We start from the raw sequence: 19,951 nt of genomic DNA, 5'->3' as shown, positions 1-19,951 counted from the left end.
GGCCCCCTGGGAGTCCAGGGCGGGCCTGCCGCCGTCGCGCCATGCGTACGCCGACTTCCGCGACACCTGTAACCTGCGGGCCACCTCCGGCGGCCGCATCCCCTGCCCGCACATCTCCGCGGCTCGAAACGCACCGCCTCACGCTTCGGCCGCCCCGCAGCGGTCAGACCGACGCCATCCGCGTACCTCATGACGAGGATGTAGCACCACCAACGCTTGCTGTCACCCCACCCTTTCAACCTCGTCCAGGGCTCGGCGTAGTCGCGTAACGTCCGGTTTGTGATCACCCGAGGCCGCGGACGGCAAGGGGTCGGGGTCGCGGGCGTTGTGCTGGAGACTGACTGCGATGTTCCTCGTTCCGGCTGTCCGGAGGGCGCGCCGATGGCGAGGTTGCGCCAGGTGGCCATCGCGCGGGGTGCGCTGCCGGTCCGTACTTGGAAGGCGTCTTCGGCGAAGGTGGTGTCCCGGACGTGGTGCAGGGCCTCGATCGTCCAGTGGTCGCGGACGAGCCGGGCGAGCTGGGGCGGGGTGGCCTGCTCGGCGGTGAGGCTGGTGACGGCGTAGACCGTCTTGACAGTGCTCTTGCGGGTCTTGCGGTCGGTGCGGCGGCGTGTGATCTGGACGGCTTGTCGGGCTCCGGGAAGTACAGGTTGTTCACGGTGGCGACCTTGATCCGGCGGAGCTCTGAGCGGCCGTGGCCGACACCCTTGGTGCGGCCATGGAGCGGGATGTCCTTCCAGGGAAGGGACTGCAACTGCCGGTGGAGCTTCTTCTGATTGCCCTTGGCGATCACGATGTAGTGTGCCGCGCGGCCGAGGAGGTACTGGGCGTGTTCGCGCTGGGTGTGCATCGCGTCGCTGGTGACCTCAGTGCCGGCCAGGTCGGCGACGGTGTCCAGCAGTAGCTGGAAGCACGTGATCTCGTTGGTCTTCTCGCCGACGTCCAACTGGGCAAGGACGAGGCCGGTGGTGTGCTCCAGCGCAGCGAGCAGATGGATCTTCCGGTCGTTCGCCCTGGCCGCGCCGCGCAGACTCTTGCCGTCCACGGCCAGACCGCGCAGTCCGGCGGACCCGGTCGTCTTCGGCCGACGGTCCGCGAGCCAGCTCCCGACCGATCTGTCCAACCCATCGCCATCGATGCGGGCCAGCAGCCTGCGGACCGTGGTCTCGGCGGGCAGGGCCCGCCTGGGAGCAAGCACCGCCCCGTTCCAGCACATGTGCGGGGGCATCGGCGGTCCACTCGCCGACCGCCAGCAGCGACGTCGCTCCGGCCAGCACCGCGCACGCGGTCAGCGCGAGTACGACGGACAGGCGGTGGCGCACCCCGCGCGGATCACGCGGGTCCGGCACCTCGGCCAGCCGTTCCAGCACGCCGGGGATCTCTGCGGGCCCGAACTGCGGATTCTCGCGCAGTTGGTCAAGGGCGGGCGGGATCAGCGATGATGCGTCGGCAGGCACGGTCTTCCACTCGGATCACGGGGCGTAGAGAACTCCATGATCTTGGAAGCCGCGCCTGTCACGTTCCGGCCCCGCCACTCACCTGAAGGACCACCACGAACCGGGCGTCACACGACTACGCCGAAGCCCTGCCTCAGCGTCAAGCACCTTCACGCCCAGCAAGGGGGCGAATCGGGGCGCGAGATTGCGTCTATACAGCCCGAAACGCTGGAATCTCGACCTCTTCAGGGTCGACACAGGATTCATCCTCGCGACCTTCAAGAATGAATCCGAAGAATTCCCTCAGCGCCTCATTTCCGAAATCGATCGGATGGAAGGGCAAGCTATAGCCCACTTCACTTCGAACCGAATGCTCACCTTCCCAGAAGGGAACTTCGAACGGGAGGCGTTCGCCTACATCCTCGATGACCCCTGAATCCGGGCTCACACACAGAGACCTGACTAGACGACCATCCGACCAGATCGCGAAAGCCCCCCAGTCCTCAGCACTGTGCATGAAAACAGCGTAGGCATCTCTGCCGCTCGCCACTTGGGAGATCCACTCAGTCAACTCGCTGGGCCGACGCCGCGCGAGTTCGCGAGAACAGACAACCTCATACTCAGGCAGGCTCGCGGCACACACAATCCCGCTATCAGGCCAAACAGCCCGGTCAAGCGCGAGAAGGCCTGCCTCATTCGAAGTGGCTCCGAGGACCATCTCCGCGAGACGTTGCGACTTGGCGCGATCGATCACGACGGAGTCACGGAAAACCCTTTTGGGTTCCGCTTCGACAAAAACCACCACCGCGGCCTTTGATCCCATCGAATGCCTCCCTAGAAATTCCGGCCACGCTCTCGAAGTGACACACCCTCTAGCAGTCAGGACAGCGCCACAGGTCCACTTCTACCTTCATCGTGACCGTTGAGCCCTTCTTCAGGCCCGGCACCCGGCTCGTATTCAGCACCGCACCGCCATGACCAAGCTCAGCGTATCCCAGCGCTTGATTGTCGGTCAGAGATGCGCCTCTACCGGTCTTCACCTCAACCGCCACCCAGTTCCCTGCGGGGTTCTGCGCAACGAAGTCGGCACGGAATACATCCCCTTGACTGTTCTTGAATCTGACTTCTCTTGTGATGTTCGTGTACCCCTCATTTTGAAGCCTCTGAAGAGTGGCACTTTCACCAAGGGCGCCGTGCGGCAATCCAGTGACAGGACATTCACCGGCGTTATGTACCAGCACCGGAGTCTTGCCAGCCAGCACATAGTACGTGTGGATGTCGGCGACGGTGAGGTCGTGTGTCCGCTGGCGCTTGGTGTAGTGGTCGACGTTGGTTACCTGGGCGTAGGTTCCTGCGCTGGTACGCAGGAGGTTGCCAGGTTTGAGGTCGCCCGCGTCGACCCACTTTCGCAGACCGGGAACCCAGAAGGGATGGCTGTCCGTTGCCGTGATCTCAGCAGTATTGGCTTCGGGACCGTCATCCGTCGAGACGGTGAGGGTGATGAACTCCTTGTCGTCTTCGGTGGTGATGACGGCTGCGACGGACTTGTTGGCAGTTTCACCAGTTTCAGGATCGGTTGCGAGGACCTTGTCCTCAGTCGTCACATCCTCGATGTCCTTGATGGATCCGTCCGCCAGCTTGACTCTCGTGCCGGGGAGGAAGCTGTGGCGGGAGCACTTGCCGAGCACCTTCGCTGCTGCTGTTGTTGCCCGGTGGGCGGCCAAAGTGCCAATGCCCCACCCGAGCAGGCCACCTGTCGCTCCCCACGCAGCCCCCTCAGCCTGATCAGCAAGCTTTCCGGTTGCGCTGTGGTCGGCGTCGGGGGACATGAGGTTCGTCACCGACGCACCGGCCGCACCCGCTAGGGCGCCGCAGCCTACGGCAGCTGCGAGCGCTGCCCCGCCAGTAGCGACTCCGGCTGCCACGGCGCCACCGACGCAGAGCCCGCCCACAACCAATTCGGTCACGACTGCGAGGAACGGGCCGGAAGGTGGGGAGGCGTCGGACATCGCGTCGCGGAAGCAGTTGCCTTCCTTGACCGAGCACACCGGGCCTCTGCCGGTGCCCGTGGAGACCCCACTGCCGCCGCGGCCCTTGGGGGCCCCGGCTTGGCTGCCGTTGCCTTTCGGCCTACTGCCCCCGCCTTTGCTGATCTTGCTGGTGTTGACGGGGTGGGCGCCTTCAGGCTTGCTCTTACCGTTGAGATTCCCCTGAGGTGTGTCCCAGTTGCAGCTGTCGCAGTAGAGGCCGCTCGGATCGGAACCCGTGACCGGGCTGCCGTTGGCGTAGGTGTACCCGTTCATCTGCATCGGGTCGGTGATGTCGATGAGCGGGTCGGCGCTGATGAAGCGGCCGATGGTGGAGTCGTACTCGCGGGCGCCGATGTGCGTCAGGCCCGTGGCGGGGTCGTCGATGCCGACGCCCAGGTAGGTACGGCGGTCGGGCCAGTCGGCGGGCTCGGTGCCGCGGGGGTTGCCGTACGGGTCGTACGTACGGCGCAGGATTCCCTGGCCGGCGGTCTGGTCGACGGAGTTCGTGGCCGTGTTGTGGTGGTCGGTGAGCAGGACGGTCAGCTTGTGGCCCGTGGTCTTGCCGCCCGTGGTGCGGACCGTGGTCGGGGCACCGGGGTGGCTGTAGTAGCGGCGGGCGTCCATGGCCTGGCCGGAGGTGTTGACGGTGATCTCGGCTTCGCCGAGGTAGAGGGTCCGGGTGGTGCCGTCGTCCTCGATCAGGCGGTTGCCCGACGCGTCGTACAGATAGGTGACGTTGGGCGTGCCGTTGTTGTCCGTGTCGACCGACGTGAGCTTGTTGCGGCGGTCCCACGTCAGGGCCTGGGTGTTACCGCCGATCACCCGCTGGGTGGTGTTGCCGAAGCTGTCGTAGGCGTAGGTCTGCTGCGAGTTCACCGTCGAGCCGGGCTCGCGCACGGTCGACTCGACCTTGGTGAGGGTGTGGGGCTGGACCGTGGGTGCGGGCTGGGAGCCGCCGATGGTGGTGCCGTGGGTGTAGGTGTGGACGTCGTCCAGGCCCGGGTCGGCGAGGTCGTGGACGGTCATCCGCGTGCGGTTGCCGATCGCGTCGAACGCGTACGACTGCCAGTAGCCGCCGCCGTCGATGCCCGGGGACACCTCGGCGCGGTCAGGGCCCGAGCCCTGGGCGCCCGACGCGGTGGGGCAGCCCGTGGTACCAGTCCAGGCGTGGACCAGCCGGCCCATCGGGTCGTAGGCGAAGCACTGGCGGTCCACGCGTGACGACGACTGGGTGTCGGTGATCGAGGTGATGTTGCCGACGGTGTCGTAACCGTACGTCAGTGCCGAGATCCGGGACGGGTTGAGCGTCTCGCGGTCCGTGACCGACTGGTGGATGCGGCCGGTGTTGGCGTTGTAGATGTGGGTCGTCCACACACGCCGCGGCGCCTCGCCGGAGACCGTGCGCAGCACCTCTCCGTAGGGGCTGTAGCGGGTGTCGGCCGTGTACCAGGCGAGCCCCGACGTGGTGACCGGTGCGCCCTCGCCGTTGTAGCGGGTGATCACCTTCTCCGCCGCCAGTCCACCGGGCGTCGCCGGCAGCTGGACCGACTGGAGGCTGCCCGTCTCGGTGTAGGAGTGGCTGTAGGCGTAGGTGCCCGCCAGGCCCGTCGTCACCGACGTCGATGGGATCGTGGTCTTCGAGCCCGTCGGCCGGTACTCGCTGTCGTAGCCGGTCACCTCGCTCGTGAACGCGGCACCGTTGTGGTAGCGGGTGGAGGCGACCGGGTGGCCCTTGGCTCCGGGCAGCGAGTCGAACGTCCACTTGGCCACGAGGGATCCGGTCGGTGAATCGTCGCGGAGCTCGGTCTGCCGGCCGAGGGCGTCGTAGAGCGTGTGCTGTTCGCGGCCCTGGCCGTCCTTCGACCAGATCCGCTGGTCCAGGGCGTTGTAGCCGAACGTCGCCGATCCCGTGTCCGGGTCCGTCGACGCCGTCAGCCGGCCGCGCGCGTCGTAGGTGTACGTCCAGTCGTTGCCCTCGGCGTCCGTGACCTGGGCGAGCTTGCCGCGCGGGTCGTACACGTACGAGGTGTCGGTGTCGGTCGTGAGGTCGGCCGCGGTGAAGTGCTGGATCAGGGAGGTCCGGCCCAGCGCGTCCGTCCAGGTCTTCGCCGCGCGGCTGCCCGACAGCGGCGTCGTGCCGTCGGCCGACATGCCCGTGCGGGTCAGCGTCCAGTCACCGGAGTACTGGACCGTGGCCGAGTGCTGCGGCACGTCCTCGTGGAGCGTCGTCGTGCGGATCGCCCGGTCGAGGCCGTCGTACGCCGTCTCCGTGGAGTTCGGTACCTCGAACACGGTTTCCGGGAAGAAGAGCAGCGGCTCCGGTTCGCCCGCGGCGAGGTAGCCGTTGTTGGTCTGCCGGACCGTGCCGCCCGCGTTGTACAGGCTGTCGGTGACGATCCGGCCGCCGCCGAGCGCCTCCGTCTGCGTCTGGCGCGGGCGCAGCAGACCGTCGTAGATCGCGACCGTGTCCTCGTAGGTGCCGTTGTCGCGCAGGGTGCGCGTGGTGACGGCAGGCGGCTTGTTGTCCGCGATCTGGTAGGTGAAGAGTGCCGACGCGCTGTCCGTGCCCTGGGTCCGTGACGGGGACCAGACGCCGGTGACTCGCCCGAGGTCGTCGTAACTGCTGCTGGTCTTGCGACCGTTGGGGTCGGTGACGGACAGCACGTTGCCGCGGGCCGGGTCTGAGACCGAGGTGGAGGCGTGTCCGAGTGCGTTGGTGACGGTGACCTCGAAGGCGGGGCCGGTGACCGGGCTGTAGGCGGTGGTGGTGGAGTGGCCGGCGGCATCGGTGACCTCGGTGACGCGGCCCAGCGCGTCGTACGCCGTCCGCTGGGAGGTGATCCAGCCGGTCCCGGCCGCTCCGACCGTGTCGGCCTGGAACGGCAGGCCCTTGACCGGGTTGATGCCGAAGGCGCCCAGCGCGTCGTACGCGGTCCGGACGTCGGAGACGACCTGGTCGCCGGTCGCGGACGCCGCCGCGGCGCAGTCGCCCACCGTTGTGCGGGACCGCTCGGGCAGGCCGATCAGGTGCTTGCCGATGTTGTGGACGTACGAGGTCGTCGCGCATGTCTGGTCGCCCGTTGTCCAGCCGCCCGAGCCGTTGGGGGTGAGGCTGCGGGTGTGCGTGGTGACCGGGAGGTCGTGGGTGGACTCGTAGGTCATCGTCGCCCGTACCGTCCGCGTGGCACCACCGCTGACCGTCTGGATCGAGTCCGTCCGGGTCGTGCCCGTGCGGTACGCCTCCAGCGCCGGCAGGCCCGGCCGTGCCCGGGACGCGGTCTTCCTGCTGTACGGCCAGGTCAGTTCGCGCGCGACGACGCTGCCGCCCGCCTTGGTGTAGGTGATGGTCTCCGCGACCCGGCCCTGGTGGGCGAGCAGGTCCTCGCCCAGGGTCTCGGTGCCCGTGGAGTCCTTCACGGTGACCGCGGGGCGGCCCGCGTCGCCGGACATGCCGCGGAAGTAGCGAGTACGGGTCTGGGACTGCTCGGTCGCGTCGGACTTGCCCGCGTTGGCGGTGACGCCCTTCTTCACGACCACGGCGGCGTAGCCGCGCCACTGGTCGTACGTGCGCAGCTCCGGCTTGGTGAACTCGTCGGTGCCCTTGGCCCAGGCGGCGCCACCCTCGTAGGTGTAGGTGGTGACGACGGCGGGCTGCCGGGCGACCCGGTCCTTCTCGGTGACGCTGTCGACGACGTACTTGTTGAACCACTCCAGCGGCGGTGTCTCCAGGTCCGGGTCGGGCGACCAGTGGACCGGGAAGCAACGGGAGGTGTTGCCGGAGGGTGCGGGGTGGGTCGTGCCGACGGGGCACGGGGCGGAGTAGTCGACGTATACCTCTGCGCCGGTCTCCGTGCGGATGGTCTCCACCCGCAGCCGGTCGAAGTCCGGGGTCTGGTCGGTGGTTCCCCTCGCGACGCGGTTGGGCATGTCGACGACGTTCGCCAGGAACGAGACCGGCGGGAGCGAGCTGCTCAGCTGGTTGCCGGCCTCGTCCCGGGCGGTGCCGTAGCCGGTGCGGGTGATCGACTCCAGCCAGAGCGGCGGGTGGGTGTCGGTACGCTGCCTGGGGAACGACTGGTGCAGGTTCCAGCGGTCGACCAGGGACATCGACGTCGTGCCGGGAGTGCGCTGGCCGTAGGCGGTCACCGCCGTGAGCCGCATCCGGCTCCAGAAGGTGGGGGCGGTGACGTAGCAGTTGGCGGCGCCGACCTTGCAGTGCAGCGTGGAGGGGGTGTCCCACCAGGGCTGCTTGTCCTCGTAGTTCCTGGACTCGAACTCGGTGTCCGAGCAGTCCGTGGAGCCTTCCCTGATGCAGCGCTCGTCGACGGTGAAGACGACCTTGCCGGCGGGGGTGCCGGTCAGGTTGTCGGAGCGCAGTCCGTAGAGGATCTGGGTCGGGTGGCCGCCGCGGACGTAGGGGACCGGCTGCTTGAACTTCTCGTTCTTGGCGTAGCGGTTGGTCTCCTGCTTCCAGTCGATGATCATCGCGTTGCCGTGGACGTCCTCGACGTAGTCGAGGTTCCAGCGCCAGGCCTGGGTGCAGGAGGATTCGGCGTACGCGGTGGCGTGGCACGGTTCGCCGTCGTGGTTGCCGAAGACCGGCACGGTGAAGGCCGAGTTGGTGGCCGTGGCCCGCCCCGGCAGTGCGTTGCGGCCGAACCAGTAGCGGGTGCCGTCGCGGGTCGTGACGACCCAGTGCTCACCGTCGTACTCGCCGGTCTGGGACGCCTTCGCGCTGCCGTCCTTGGCCTTGTACTCGACCCTGGCGCCGTCGTCGTCGGCGGCGACCCATGCGCCACTGGCATCGTCGTGGACCAGCTCGGTCGACGAACCGCCGAGCGACAGCACGAGGTTCTCGCTCGCCCAGCACAGGTCTGACTTCTTCTTGTTGGCGCTGTTGTCGTTGTTCGGGCTGTTCTTGCGGTCGTCGGAGCACGAGCGGTAGCGGCGCTCGACGAAGCCGGGGTGGTAGTCCCAGCCGTCACCGATCCAGGATGCCTGGCCGTTGGCGACCGAGGTGCGGCCGTCGACCGACTGGGAGGAGTACGTGAACGCCACCTTGGGCGCGGGGCCGGCCGGCGGCGACGGGACGGTGAGCGGGTACGTCCAGGAGAACCCGCCGCCGCTGCCCCCCGCGGACCAGGTGCCGGTCGCGGACAGCGGGGTCGCCTTGTACGTGCCACCGGCGCCCGAGGCGGAGTCGGTGGCCGCGAGGACGACGGGACCGCCGCCGGCCTGGGTGGACAAACCCTGTGCCTGGCTCGCGGCGGGATCGACGGTGGCGCGGACGGTCTCGGTGGAGGGGTCGTTCTCGCTCGGGACGACGACCGCGGTGGTGCACTCCTCCAACTCGGGGGTGGTGAGGAAGCACTCGGGAAGCTGGGTGAGCCGGAGGCGGGAGGACCACTCGGTGCCGTACAGGTCCTCGAAGGCGCCGTAGTCCAGCTCCACGTCGACGGGTGTGGAGCCGGTGCCGGGCGGCGTGACGGTGATGATCGCGCCGTCGACGTCGGCCGCTTCGGTGGTGGTGCGGGGTTCGATCTCGACGTCCCAGGTGCCACTGGGGGCGGGCGGGTCGGGCTCGGTCTCGGTCGGGGACGCCTGGCCGATGCGGACGGGCAGCGTACCGGCCTGGACGAGTTCGCCGTCCGCGCCGTCGAGGGGAACGGCGGCGTTTCCGCCGGCCGGGGGCGCGACGTCGGTGGGGTTGTACTCGGCCGGGGGCTCCACGGGGTCGCCGGACCAGGCCGCGTTCTCGTCGATCCTCACCGCGTCCGGGTCCGCGGGGGTGTCCTGCTGGACCGCGACCAGGTTGGGGCCGTTGCGCGGGTCGCCGGGCGGGATGGCCCAGGCCTGGGCCGGGAGCAGCGTCGCGACGAGGACGGCCGAGAGTGCGATTCCGGTGCCGCGGGGGGCGGAGGTGCGGCGGCGTTCCGAACGCCTGCGCGTGAAAGGCGAAACACGCGCACGAGACCGGCTCACTCTTCCGGGCAGGCGAAACGTACGTCCCGAATCGGACGAGGACATGGAACCCCCCACTTCCACTGCGCGCCGCCGGACAGCACGGGCACAGGGAATCGACAAATAGCCCGGCGATTGTGCAGGCGGACTGCACGCAAAATCCATAACCGCCGGGCGCGTGTGACGTCAATCACGATCACGAAAGGATGGATTGCCGACTGAAGTGAATTGACGGCACATCAGCCGTCGAATCGCTGGGACCCGGCAGCGGGACGCCATTCGGGATATATCGGCGAAAGTATTCCAGAGAGCACCCGAGGGCTGTGGGCAATGTCCTGGGATGCCCTCTTTCCAGGGTGGCCGGATCGGGCGAGGCACCTGCTCACAGGCCACCGTTCACCGAATGGACGCGCTCGGCAGGCCTGCGGTTCCGCCGGACCGGGCACCGGCCGGGCGGTGACGAAAACGTGAAGATGAGTCATGCTCTGCTGCGCACACGTCTGCACAGAGCAGGAGTTCCGAGGGCAGCTCAGCCATCCAGGCGCCCGCGGGGGGAAGGATATGATGGACGCCTCGAAGAACGTGGAGAGCACGGAGAATTCTCCACCGCAGAAGGAAGCGCGGACCGAGGGAGCACGCACGGAGGGCGCGCCGAACGACGACGCGAGTTCCACCGAACTACTCCTTGGCTGCGCCGAATTGAAGCGGCGTCGGAGGCGGCGCGGATTCGCCGTTCTGGCCGGCGTGCTCGCCGCCGCGATCGCCGTGCCCGTGGGTGTGCACCTCACCGGCGAACGCGGGCACGAGCCCTCGCCGCGCGCCGGGCGTGACGCGGCCCGTCAGCAACCCGTCGAAGCCGCCGAGGCGGTCCGGGAGGCGCGGCGCACCGGCAAGGACGTCGAGGTCACAGCCCGGCACACTCCGGACTCCACCACCTGGGCCCGGCCCGACGGGCTGCTCAGGACCCGAACGTACAGCGACACGATCCGGGCCAGAGTCGGCGGCGAGTGGAAGCCGGTCGACACGACCCTGCAGCGCGTGGACGGCGGCTACACGCCCAGGGCCGTCAACGACCCGCTGCTGTTCAGCGCGGGCAGCGCGGACCACCCTGGGAGCAGGGGCGGCGCCGGCGAAGAGGACGGCGGCGGGCGGGCCTCCCGCGCGACCGTGCGGACGCCTCTGCCCGGGGCGGGAGCCGTCAGCCCCTCGTCCTCGGACGGCACCTGGACCGATCTGGTCCGCATGACCACCGGCGGCCACGACCTCGTCGTGCGCTGGCCCGGCCCGCTGCCCGAGCCCCTCGTGAACGGCCCCCGCGCGCTGTACCAGAACGTGCGCCCCGGCATCGACCTGCTGCTCACCGCTCGGGACGGCGGCTATTCGCACGTCCTCGTCGTCCACACCCGTCAGGCCGCGCAGGACCCGCTGCTGGACCGGCTCGACTACCGGCTCTCCTCCCCCAGCCTGAGCTTCACGCTCGACGACGCCACGGACGTCGTCAGTGCCCGTGACAGCACCGGCGAGGAGTTCGCCTCCTCCCCGACCCCGTACGTGTGGGACTCCGCCGGGGCCGTCAGGGCCACCATCGGCGAGCCCGTACCGGCGCCCGATCCGGCAGTGGGCTCCACCGCACTCGCCCTGCCGGGTCTCGCCGGGCCGCAGCCCGGGAGCCACGACGCCGTCCTGGACGCCAGCCTCGACGACGACGGCGTGCTCGGCCTCGACGTGGACGAGGAGCTGCTCGCCGATCCGGAGACGGTCTACCCGGTGTTCATCGACCCTTCCTTCAAGGGGCGGAAGAAGAACTGGACGCTGCTGTACGCGAAGTACCCCGGCTCCAGCTTCTACAACGGCCAGAACTTCAACGACGGCACCAACGACGCGCGCGTCGGCTACGAGTCGACCACGGGCGGACTCTCCCGCTCCGTCTTCACCTTCGAGTACGGCTCGACCCTGCACGGGACGAAGGTGCAGTCGGCGACCTTCCGCGCACTGCAGACGTACTCCTGGGGATGCTCGTCGCGTCAGTACAACCTCTACCTCACCGGTGCGATCTCCAGCTCCAGCACCTGGAACAAGCAGCCGAGCTGGACGCGCGTGCTGTCGAGCCAGACCAACGGGCACGGCTACAAGTCGGGCTCCTGCCCGGACAAGTGGGTCGCCATGGACATCAAGTCCGCCGCCCAGGAGGCATCCGACAAGAAGTGGACGGCGCTCACCCTGGGGCTGCGTGCAGCGAACGAGAGCGACACCAACGCCTGGAAGAAGTTCCAGGCCAACGGCGAGAGCTCCCCGTACGTCGAGGTCGTCTACAACCGGGCCCCGAACGAGCCGACGGGTTCGCTCATGAAGACCTCCCCGGGCGGCACGTGTGACACCGCCTCGCCCTACCTTTCGATCGGGAAACAGGACATCACGTTCAGCTCCTCGGCCTCCGATGCCGACGGAAACCTCAAGTACCTGCACCTGAAGGTCTGGCGCACGGGATTCGCGAGCAGCCCGCTGCACGACGCCGACCACGCCACGAACAGCACCGGCGCCATGACGCCGTACACCATCCCGTGGTCCAGCTTCACGCACGGCGCGACGTACACCTGGTCGGTGTACTCGAAGGACGCCGAGGGAGCCACCTCCGCGTGGGGGCCTCCGCACACGACCGCGCTCTGCCAGTTCACCGTCGACCACTCGGCACCGAACAGCCCGGGCGTCTCGTCCGCCGCCTTCCCGCCCCCGGGCGATGACGGCAGCACCTGGAGCACGTCCGCCTTCGGCACGGCGGGGCAGTTCGTCTTCACGCCCAACGGGCCGGCGGCCGGCGTGAAGGAGTACCAGTACAGCTTCAACACGGCCTTCGACAAGAAGGCCCTGCCCGACTCGGCCAACGGCGGCCGGGCGGTCGTCACGCTCCAGCCGCCGCACGCCGGCCCCAGCGTGCTCTACGTACGCAGCGCCGACAGCGTCGGCAACATCTCCGGGGTCACGAAGTACCTGTTCAACGTGCGGCCGAGCCCTCAACTGGACGCCGCCGGGGACGTCACCGGCGACCAGGTGCCGGACGTCTACACCATCGACCCGTCGGGCAATCTCCTCCTGTACGCCAAGACCCAGGGCACCGACCGCCTCCACTTCTCCATGGCGGCCGCGTACTCGGCGGCCGGGGATGGCGCCGCGCTGCTCGACGACGGGTACTGGACGGATGCGCTGATCTCGCACAACGGGGACTGGCTGCCCGGCGACGGCATCCAGGATCTTGTCGCTCGGATGCCGGACGGGAAGCTCTACGTCTACCCCGGTGACGGATACGGCGGCTTCGACGTCGGGCAGCGCCGGGAGATGCTGCTGCCGGGCGGCGCGCCGGCCACCGGGGCGCTCACCCAGATCCTGTCCGTCGGTGACGCCACCGGCGACGGGCGCCCCGACCTGCTCGCCACTGCCGGCAGTGGCCTGTGGGCCTTCACCGGGTACACGGGGGCGAGCTTCAGCGGCGTCACCCAGCTCAGCGGGGACGACTGGTCGCAGCGGGACCTGGTGCAGGTCGACGACGTCAGGGGCGGTGCGGGACTGGATCTCGTCTACCGGACCGACACCACCGGCAGGATCTACCTGCGGCAGGGCAAACTCGCCGGCGCCGGGACCGATCTGTCCTCGTTCGCCGTGCAGACGGCCGCCGAGGGCGGAGTCGACTTCCTCTACGGCAGCGCGGGATGGCACTCGGACGATGTGCCGTTCGTCCTGGGCACGCCCGATGTGACCGGCGACGGCGTACCCGACGTCTGGGCCGTGCGGTCGGACGGCAACGCCTCGGTGTATCTCGGGAGCGGCACCGTGCGGCTCGGTTCCACCGCGATGTTCAACGTCGTCAACACCAGTGTCGGGACCAGTTGGAGCGGTCACACCGCTATCGGCTGACCCGCTGGAAGCGAAGAGGGCAGCTCGCGCACATGCGCGGGCCGCCCTCACGTGCGCGGGGTGCCGTCGCGGCACGGGCCGCGGTCACGGTCGCCGGCGCACGGGCGGATGCGCGGTCAGCTGAAGATGATCATTGAGCCCTGGCCCAGGCTTCGGGTCGCGGCCGCGTGCAGGCCCAGCCAGACATGGCGTTCACGGGCGAACGGGCTGTCGTCGTGGGGGATGGGTCCCGCCGGCTCCTCCAGGGAGGTGGGACGGGTGGGCGGGGCCGGGGCGGACGGGGGGTTGGCGGGGTCGATGCCGATGGACGGGGCCACGTACTCGAGTTCGCGCAGCAGGCCCTGGGAGGACCCCAGCGGCCCGCCGCCGGCGAGGAGTTCCTCGCTGGACAGGGGCTCGGGAAAGTCGACGGGGACGTAGGCGCCGGCGTGGTCGTAGTGCCACACCAGGTGGGACCGCTGGGCTGTGGACTCGAACATCTCCAGCAGCTGCTCGTAGTCGCCGCCCAGTTCGTCGACGGGCGTCACCGCCAGCCCGCAGAGCTGGAGGAGGTACGCCCGGCGCAGGAAGTGCAGGGCGTCGTAGTCGAAGCCGGCGACCGGGGCGACATCGCCCGAGAGGCCGGGCATGTAGGCGAAGACGGGAACGGTGGGCAGACCGGCCTCGGTGAGGGCCTTGTCGTACGAGGCGATCTCCTCGGCGAAGGGGTTGTCCGGGCTGTGGCACAGCACATCGACGAGGGGGACCAGCCAGAGGTCACAGGCCAAGACGGGCTCGCTCTCCATCGGAGTCGTAGCAGGTTGTGCGACGGTCGGCACAGCGTAGTGCTCCTGGCACATCCCGCACAGACAGCCGTCGCCGACGCCGGTTCGGCCCGGGTGGCGGCACCGTGCCGGGGGTCTGCAGGTCCCTTACCCATCCTCGGGCCGGTCCGCGCGGCCCCGGGCCCGCCGGTTCCCTCGGGGGTTGGGTCGGGGCCCGCCGGTTCCCCCGGGGTCCGGGCCGGGCCCACCGGTCCGGCTCGCTCCGGCCTTGCTCCCGCCCGGTCTCGTTCCGGCACCGGACCTGCCGTCACTCCGGGTCTCGCCGGTCCGGCTCGGTCACCGGCCCCGCCGTCACTCCGGGCGCCGCTCCAAGCGCTCCGCCCAGCGCAGGGCCAGGTCGTCGTCCGCCGCGATCAGTGTCCGGGCCGCCGAGGCGTCGCCGCGTGCGATCGCGTCGGCGAGCTGCTCGTGACCGCTCCACAGCCAGCTCCCGAGGTCGGGCTCGGCCCGTAGCCGGGGCACGGCGAAGACCCAGGACTGCACCCGGAGCCGGTCGAGGAAGTCGGCGATGTAGCGGTTGGTGACGAGGGCACCCAGTTCACGCCAGAACCGCAGGTCGTAGCCGATGAGGACGTTCAGGTCGCCGCAGCGGGCGGCCCGTGCGGCCTCCTCCGCGCGGCGGCGTACGGAGACCAGCGCGGGGCCCACCGCCGGCTGGGCGCCGGGCACTCCGCCCCTGCGGAGGACGGCGTCGACGATGAGCGAGCGGGCCTCGATCATGCCGCGGAAGTCCTCGACGGAGAAGCGGTGCACCTGGAAGCCGCGGTGCTGGTTGGAGTCGAGCAGGCCCTGTCCGGCGAGGTCGACGAGGGCCTCGCGGACGGGGGTGGCGGAGACGCCGTACTGCTCGGCGATGTGTTTGACGGTGAACTCCTGGCCGGGCCGCAGCCGTCCGGCCAGCACTTCGTCCCGCAATGCGTCGGCGATCTGCTGCCGCAGGGTGTTGCGTGTGACAGCTCCGCTCGCGGGCATGGTGTCGGTCTCCTCCGTCCGGTTCGACGGACACCCTAAGCCCCACGGCGGCCGCCGCCCCGCCCACGCCGCCCGTAGGCTCCCGCCCGGGCCGTGCCGAGCCCCACGGCGGCCCTCGGGCTCCCGCCCCGGGCCGCGCCGGACCCCCGGTAGCCTCGTGGCCCGGCCGCCCGGGCGCAGCACCGGCTCCACCCCTCACCGCACGGTCGGCCCCGGCCCCGGCCCCGTGGCGTACGACAGAAGGGCCGGGGCGCACGCGTAGAGGGGCCGGGGCGGGCTCGCCGCCCCGCCGGCCCGGCGTGGGACCGGGTGCCGGCCCCGCGGGACCGCGCGCCCGGCCGCGTCAGACGGTGTGCTCGTCGGCGACCGAGAGGGCCTCGTCCAGGGCCGCCAGTCCCTCCTTGGCCTCGGCCTCGGTGATGTTGCAGGCCGGGACGGCGTGGGTGCGGTTCATGTTGATGAAGGGCCACAGGCCGTTCTTCTTGCAGGCCGCGCCGAAGGCGGCCATCGGGGCGGCCGCCTCGCCCGAGGCGTTGTACGGCACCAGCGGTTCCCGGGTCTCGCGGTCGCGCACCAGGTCCAGGGCCCAGAACGCGCCGAGACCGCGCACCTCGCCCACCGAGGGGTGGCGCTCGGCCAGCGCGCGCAGCCCCGGGCCGAGCACGGTCTCGCCGATGTGGGCGGCCTGCTCGACGACCTTCTCGTCCTCCATCACCCGGATCGTCGCGACGGCGGCGGCGCAGGCGAGCGGGTGGCCGGAGTAGGTGAGGCCACCGGGGTACGGGCGCTTGTCGAAGGTCGCCGCGATCTCGGCGGAGATGGCCACGCCGCCGAGCGGCACATAACCGGAGTTGACCCCCTTGGCGAAGGTCATCAGGTCGGGCACCACGTCGTAGTGCTCCGCCGCGAACCACCTGCCCGTACGCCCGAAGCCCGCCATGACCTCGTCGAGGACGAACACGATGCCGTACCGGTCGCAGATCTCGCGGACCCCGGCGAGGTACCCGGGCGGCGGGGTCATGATGCCCGCGGTGCCGGGGATGGTCTCCAGGACGATCGCGGCGACGGTCCCCGGACCCTCGAACGCGATCGTGTCCTCCAGGTGCTGCAGCGCCCGCGCGCACTCCTCCGCCTCCGTGGCGGAGTAGAACGGCGAGCGGTAGGGGAACGGCGCCCAGAAGTGGACGACGCCCGCCGAGGCCGTGTCGGACGCCCAGCGGCGCGGGTCGCCGGTGAGGTTGATCGCCGTGGAGGTGGCGCCGTGGTACGAGCGGTACGCCGAGAGCACCTTCGCCCGGCCCGTGTGCAGACGGGCCATCCGGACCGCGTTCTCGACGGCCTCGGCGCCGCCGTTGGTGAAGAAGATCTTGTCCAGGTCGCCGGGGGTGCGCTCGGCTATCAGCCGCGCCGCCTCCGAGCGCACGTCGACGGCGAAGGCCGGCGCGAACGTGGCCAGCCGCCCCGCCTGTTCCTGGATCGCCTCGACGACCCTGGGGTGCTGGTAGCCGATGTTGGTGTAGACGAGGCCGCTGGTGAAGTCGAGGTAGCGGTTGCCGTCGTAGTCCCAGAAGTACGAACCCTCCGCGCCGGCCACGGCGAGCGGGTCGATCAGGCCCTGGGCGGACCACGAGTGGAAGACGTGAGCGCGGTCGGCGGCCTTCACGGCCGCGCCGGCCCGGGGATCGGGTTCGACATGAGGGGTCATGCGGCCAGGTTAGGGAGGCGCCGGCCGGGGCCGACATGGCCACCTTGTATGGCCTCCGCCACTTTCATGGGCAACGTGTCGCGGGATGCCACACCCACCATTGACAGAATGCTGTCATCATGACAGCCTTCTGTCATCGAGGGAGCTCGACCGCAGGGGCGGGACGGAGCTCGACCACCGGGACGGGGAGGCCGCCATGACCGCCGACACGACATCCACCACCGGGACCGCCGAGGCTTCGGCAGCCGCCAGGTCGGTTCACGTGGCCGTCTACGACACGTTCGCCGACTGGGAGACGGGGCACGCGACCGCCTGGCTCGCGCGCACCGGCCACACCGTGCGCACGGTCGGCATCACCGCCGACAAGCAGGTCACCACGATCGGCGGCCTGCGCATCCAGCCCGACCTCGACCTCGACGCGCTGCGGCCGGAGGACAGCGAGCTGCTCATCCTCGCCGGCGCCGACCTGTGGGACACCGGCGACGACCTGGCGCCGTTCGCCCGCAAGGCGCGGGAGTTCCTCGACTCGGGGGTACCCGTCGCCGCGATCTGCGGGGCCACGGCCGGGCTGGCGCGCGAGGGTCTGCTGGACGACCGGAGGCACACCAGCGCGGTGTCGTTCTACCTGGCCGCCACGGGCTACGGCGGCGGCGGGCACTACGTCGACACCGATGCGGTGACCGACCGCGATCTGATCACCGCCGGCCCGACCGAGCCGGTCGCGTTCGCCCGTGAAGTGCTCGGCAGGCTCGGCGCGTTCGAGGGCGGCAAGCTCGACGCCTGGTACCGGCTGTTCCACGACTCGGACCCGGCGGCGTTCGAGGAGCTCGAGGCATGACCGGCGGCCGCAGCATCGATCCCGCTGGCTCGGGCCATGGCTCGGGCCATGGCTCGGAGCGTGATCCGGGCCATGGTTCGGGCCATGGTTGGGACCGTGATCCGGGCCATGGTTCGGGCCATGGTTGGGACCGTGATCCGGACCGTGGTTCGGCCGTCCCACCCGCCCGGGAACCGGCCGGGGAGCGTCAGGACCTGCTCAGCAGGGCCGCCCTCAGCGTGTTCCGGCTGAACGGCCAGTTCCTCGGCGTCGCCGACGAACTGGCCCGGCCGGCCGGGCTGACCTCCGCCTGGTGGCAGGTCCTCGGTGCCGTGCTGCGCGAGCCCCTTCCGGTCGCGGGCATCGCCCGGGCCATGGGCATCACCCGGCAGAGCGTGCAACGGATCGCCGACCTGCTCGTCGGCAACGGCCTCGCCGAGTACGTGCCGAACCCGGCGCACCGCCGGGCCAAGCTGCTCCGGCCCACCGCCGAGGGCATGGCGGCGATCGAGAAGATCGGCCCGGGTCACGCCGAGCTCGCCGGACGCCTCGCCGGCCACCTCGGCGACGAGCAGTTCGCGGAGACCGTACGGGTGCTGGAGCGGCTCTCCGCCGCGATGGAAGCGCTCGCATCGGACGGCGGGCAGGCCACGGCCACCCCGGACGAGGCCGCCGGGTCGCATCGCTGACATGGCCTGAGGGCCGGGGCCTCGGGGCCAGGCCGGGGTCCGGGTACGGGCTTCGAGTCCGGGGCTTCGAGTCCGGCACAGGGGCGGACCGGGTCCGGACCGGGGACGGGTACGGCACAGGGACGGACCGGGTCCGGGTCCGGGTACGCCCGTTCGATGTGTCGCGCACGGGCTTCCGGCGGCGCGTCCGCCCGATTCCCGGGAACCGGCGGAACGGTCGTGGGTGTCTCCTGGCCCGGGTGTCTCCTCACGGGCCCACGGAGGATCGCAACGGACGGGAACGCGGCTGGGTTTCGGGCCGGTCCCGGCCCGGACGCGATTGTCCGCGGGTGCCGGCCCGGAGCGCACTATTCTCATGCGATCGGGCACGCGCGTAGAACCGTACGCGCACACCCGCACGCACACGCGCGTGATGTCCACGCATGTCGGGGGAGGGGCGCTCGGCCATGGAGCAACTGGCATCCGGAGATCCGCACCGCATCGGGGCGTACCGACTGCTGGCCCGCCTGGGTGCCGGCGGCATGGGGCAGGTCTATCTGGCCCGCTCCGACCGCGGGCGCACGGTCGCGGTCAAGCTGGTCCGGCGGGAACTGGCCGAGCAGGAGGAGTTCCGCAGCCGGTTCCGGCACGAGGTCGCGGCCGCCCGCCGGGTGGGCGGGGCCTGGACTGCTCCGGTGCTGGACGCGGACACCGAGGCGGAGGTGCCGTGGGTGGCGACGGGCTATGTCGCCGGGCCGTCGCTCCACTCGGTGGTCTCCGGAGGGCAGGGCAGTCCGGCGCACGGACCGCTGCCCCAGCACTCGGTGCGCACCCTCGCCGCCGGACTGGCCCGGGCTCTCGCGGACATCCACAGCGCGGGGATCGTGCACCGCGACCTGAAGCCGTCCAACGTCCTGATCACGATCGACGGGCCCCGGGTCATCGACTTCGGTATCGCCCGCGCCCTGGGGACCGCCACGGACGGCGGGCTGACCCGTACCGGCGCGCTGGTCGGCTCGCCCGGGTTCATGGCACCGGAACAGATCCGGGGGGACCGCGTCACCCCGGCCTGCGACGTGTTCTGCCTGGGCTCGGTCCTGGCGTACGCGGCGGGTGGACGGATGCCGTTCGGCTCCGCGGACAGCGGCGTCCACGCGCAGATGTTCCGCATCGCCGAGGAGGAGCCGGATCTGTCCGGTGTCCCGGAGCCGCTGCGGGGCCTGATACGGGACTGCCTGCACAAGGATCCCGGCTCCCGGCCCACTCTGGAGCAGATCAGGGAACGGGCCGGGGGCGTGTCGGAGGACTCGAGCGTGCCGTGGCTGCCGGGAGCCCTCATCGCCCAGCTCGGCAGCCACGCGGTGAGGCTGCTGGAGGTCGAGCACCCGGAGAGCTTCGCGGACGCTCCGGGGGCGGGCCCGGCGGCCGGGGGGCAGGCACCCGGCCGGGGTCCGCGGACCCCGGACGCCGCACGGCAAGCCGCCCCGCAGGACTCCCCCGCCGTCGGCCCGGCGGTTCAGCACCCCGCCGCACGACACCCCGCCGCACCGGGCTCCCCCGCCGCGCAGTCCTCCGGCCGGGACACACCGGCCGCCGCGGGTTGAAGAAGAACGGCACGGAGAAGCATCC

The 19,951-nt window shown here is 70.4% G+C and carries 10 protein-coding genes and 1 pseudogene; 4 read left to right on the top strand and 7 right to left on the bottom strand.

From position 1 onward, the window contains the following. Nucleotides 1–283 precede the first annotated feature (283 nt). The 4 genes and pseudogenes from DDW44_RS33360 to DDW44_RS15925 all read right to left on the bottom strand — a co-directional run bounded on the left by DDW44_RS33360 (nucleotide 284) and on the right by DDW44_RS15925 (nucleotide 9,448). A complete protein-coding gene (locus DDW44_RS33360) occupies nucleotides 284–1,216 on the bottom strand; it encodes an ISAs1 family transposase (RefSeq protein ID WP_341867072.1) in 933 nt (310 codons plus the stop codon). A 46-nt stretch (nucleotides 1,217–1,262) separates the two neighbouring features. Then, a pseudogene (locus DDW44_RS32805) lies at nucleotides 1,263–1,322 on the bottom strand (hypothetical protein); the annotation flags it as partial. Nucleotides 1,323–1,647: 325 nt separating this feature from the next. Beyond that, nucleotides 1,648–2,259: a DUF6928 family protein gene (locus tag DDW44_RS15930; RefSeq protein WP_108906859.1), complete on the bottom strand. Its 612-nt coding sequence runs from the start codon at nucleotides 2,257–2,259 to the stop codon at nucleotides 1,648–1,650. A 49-nt stretch (nucleotides 2,260–2,308) separates the two neighbouring features. Beyond that, entirely contained in the window at nucleotides 2,309–9,448 is a 7,140-nt protein-coding gene (locus DDW44_RS15925) for a polymorphic toxin-type HINT domain-containing protein (RefSeq protein ID WP_244224048.1), read from the bottom strand. A gap of 540 nt (nucleotides 9,449–9,988) precedes the next feature. On the opposite strand from DDW44_RS15925, the gene DDW44_RS15920 reads away from it, so the two are divergent. Then, nucleotides 9,989–13,336: a DNRLRE domain-containing protein gene (locus DDW44_RS15920; RefSeq protein ID WP_146207022.1), complete on the top strand. Its 3,348-nt coding sequence runs from the start codon at nucleotides 9,989–9,991 to the stop codon at nucleotides 13,334–13,336. Nucleotides 13,337–13,452: 116 nt separating this feature from the next. On the opposite strand, the gene DDW44_RS15915 is transcribed toward DDW44_RS15920, so the two are convergent. The 3 genes from DDW44_RS15915 to DDW44_RS15905 all read right to left on the bottom strand — a co-directional run bounded on the left by DDW44_RS15915 (nucleotide 13,453) and on the right by DDW44_RS15905 (nucleotide 16,837). Beyond that, nucleotides 13,453–14,103 (bottom strand): hypothetical protein, encoded by a 651-nt coding sequence (locus tag DDW44_RS15915; protein WP_026165283.1) that lies wholly within the window; start codon nucleotides 14,101–14,103, stop codon nucleotides 13,453–13,455. Nucleotides 14,104–14,451: 348 nt separating this feature from the next. Continuing rightward, nucleotides 14,452–15,132 carry a GntR family transcriptional regulator gene (locus DDW44_RS15910; RefSeq protein WP_108906856.1) on the bottom strand — a complete coding sequence of 227 codons (681 nt, stop codon included), beginning with the start codon at nucleotides 15,130–15,132 and terminating at the stop codon, nucleotides 14,452–14,454. Between the two features lie 343 nt (nucleotides 15,133–15,475). After that, nucleotides 15,476–16,837, bottom strand: a complete 1,362-nt coding sequence (locus DDW44_RS15905; protein ID WP_108906855.1) for an aspartate aminotransferase family protein — start codon at nucleotides 16,835–16,837, stop codon at nucleotides 15,476–15,478. 196 nt (nucleotides 16,838–17,033) lie between these two features. Between DDW44_RS15905 and DDW44_RS15900 the strand changes: the two genes are divergently transcribed. The 3 genes from DDW44_RS15900 to DDW44_RS15890 all read left to right on the top strand — a co-directional run bounded on the left by DDW44_RS15900 (nucleotide 17,034) and on the right by DDW44_RS15890 (nucleotide 19,926). Then, entirely contained in the window at nucleotides 17,034–17,675 is a 642-nt protein-coding gene (locus DDW44_RS15900; protein ID WP_108906854.1) for a DJ-1/PfpI family protein, read from the top strand. Between the two features lie 218 nt (nucleotides 17,676–17,893). Beyond that, complete coding sequence (locus DDW44_RS15895; RefSeq protein ID WP_244224047.1) at nucleotides 17,894–18,343, top strand: MarR family winged helix-turn-helix transcriptional regulator; 450 nt, start codon at nucleotides 17,894–17,896, stop codon at nucleotides 18,341–18,343. Between the two features lie 446 nt (nucleotides 18,344–18,789). Continuing rightward, a complete protein-coding gene (locus DDW44_RS15890; RefSeq protein ID WP_425275639.1) occupies nucleotides 18,790–19,926 on the top strand; it encodes a serine/threonine-protein kinase in 1,137 nt (378 codons plus the stop codon). The last annotated feature ends 25 nt before the right edge of the window (nucleotides 19,927–19,951 follow it).

Origin of the sequence: Streptomyces tirandamycinicus, from assembly GCF_003097515.1 — a bacterium.
GTDB classification, from domain to species: domain Bacteria; phylum Actinomycetota; class Actinomycetes; order Streptomycetales; family Streptomycetaceae; genus Streptomyces; species Streptomyces tirandamycinicus.
Note: the sequence above shows the minus strand (reverse complement) of the source record. Positions and strands in the feature narration are given on the sequence as shown.

Bases quoted from the DNA above. Each gene is read 5' to 3' on its own strand.
- DDW44_RS15890 (WP_425275639.1), top strand. From the start codon at position 18,790: ATGGAGCAACTGGCATCCGGAGATCCGCACCGCATCGGGGCGTACCGA.
- DDW44_RS15930 (WP_108906859.1), bottom strand. From the start codon at position 2,259: ATGGGATCAAAGGCCGCGGTGGTGGTTTTTGTCGAAGCGGAACCCAAA.
- DDW44_RS15905 (WP_108906855.1), bottom strand. From the start codon at position 16,837: ATGACCCCTCATGTCGAACCCGATCCCCGGGCCGGCGCGGCCGTGAAG.
- DDW44_RS33360 (WP_341867072.1), bottom strand. From the start codon at position 1,216: ATGTGCTGGAACGGGGCGGTGCTTGCTCCCAGGCGGGCCCTGCCCGCC.
- DDW44_RS15920 (WP_146207022.1), top strand. From the start codon at position 9,989: ATGATGGACGCCTCGAAGAACGTGGAGAGCACGGAGAATTCTCCACCG.
- DDW44_RS15900 (WP_108906854.1), top strand. From the start codon at position 17,034: ATGACCGCCGACACGACATCCACCACCGGGACCGCCGAGGCTTCGGCA.
- DDW44_RS15910 (WP_108906856.1), bottom strand. From the start codon at position 15,132: ATGCCCGCGAGCGGAGCTGTCACACGCAACACCCTGCGGCAGCAGATC.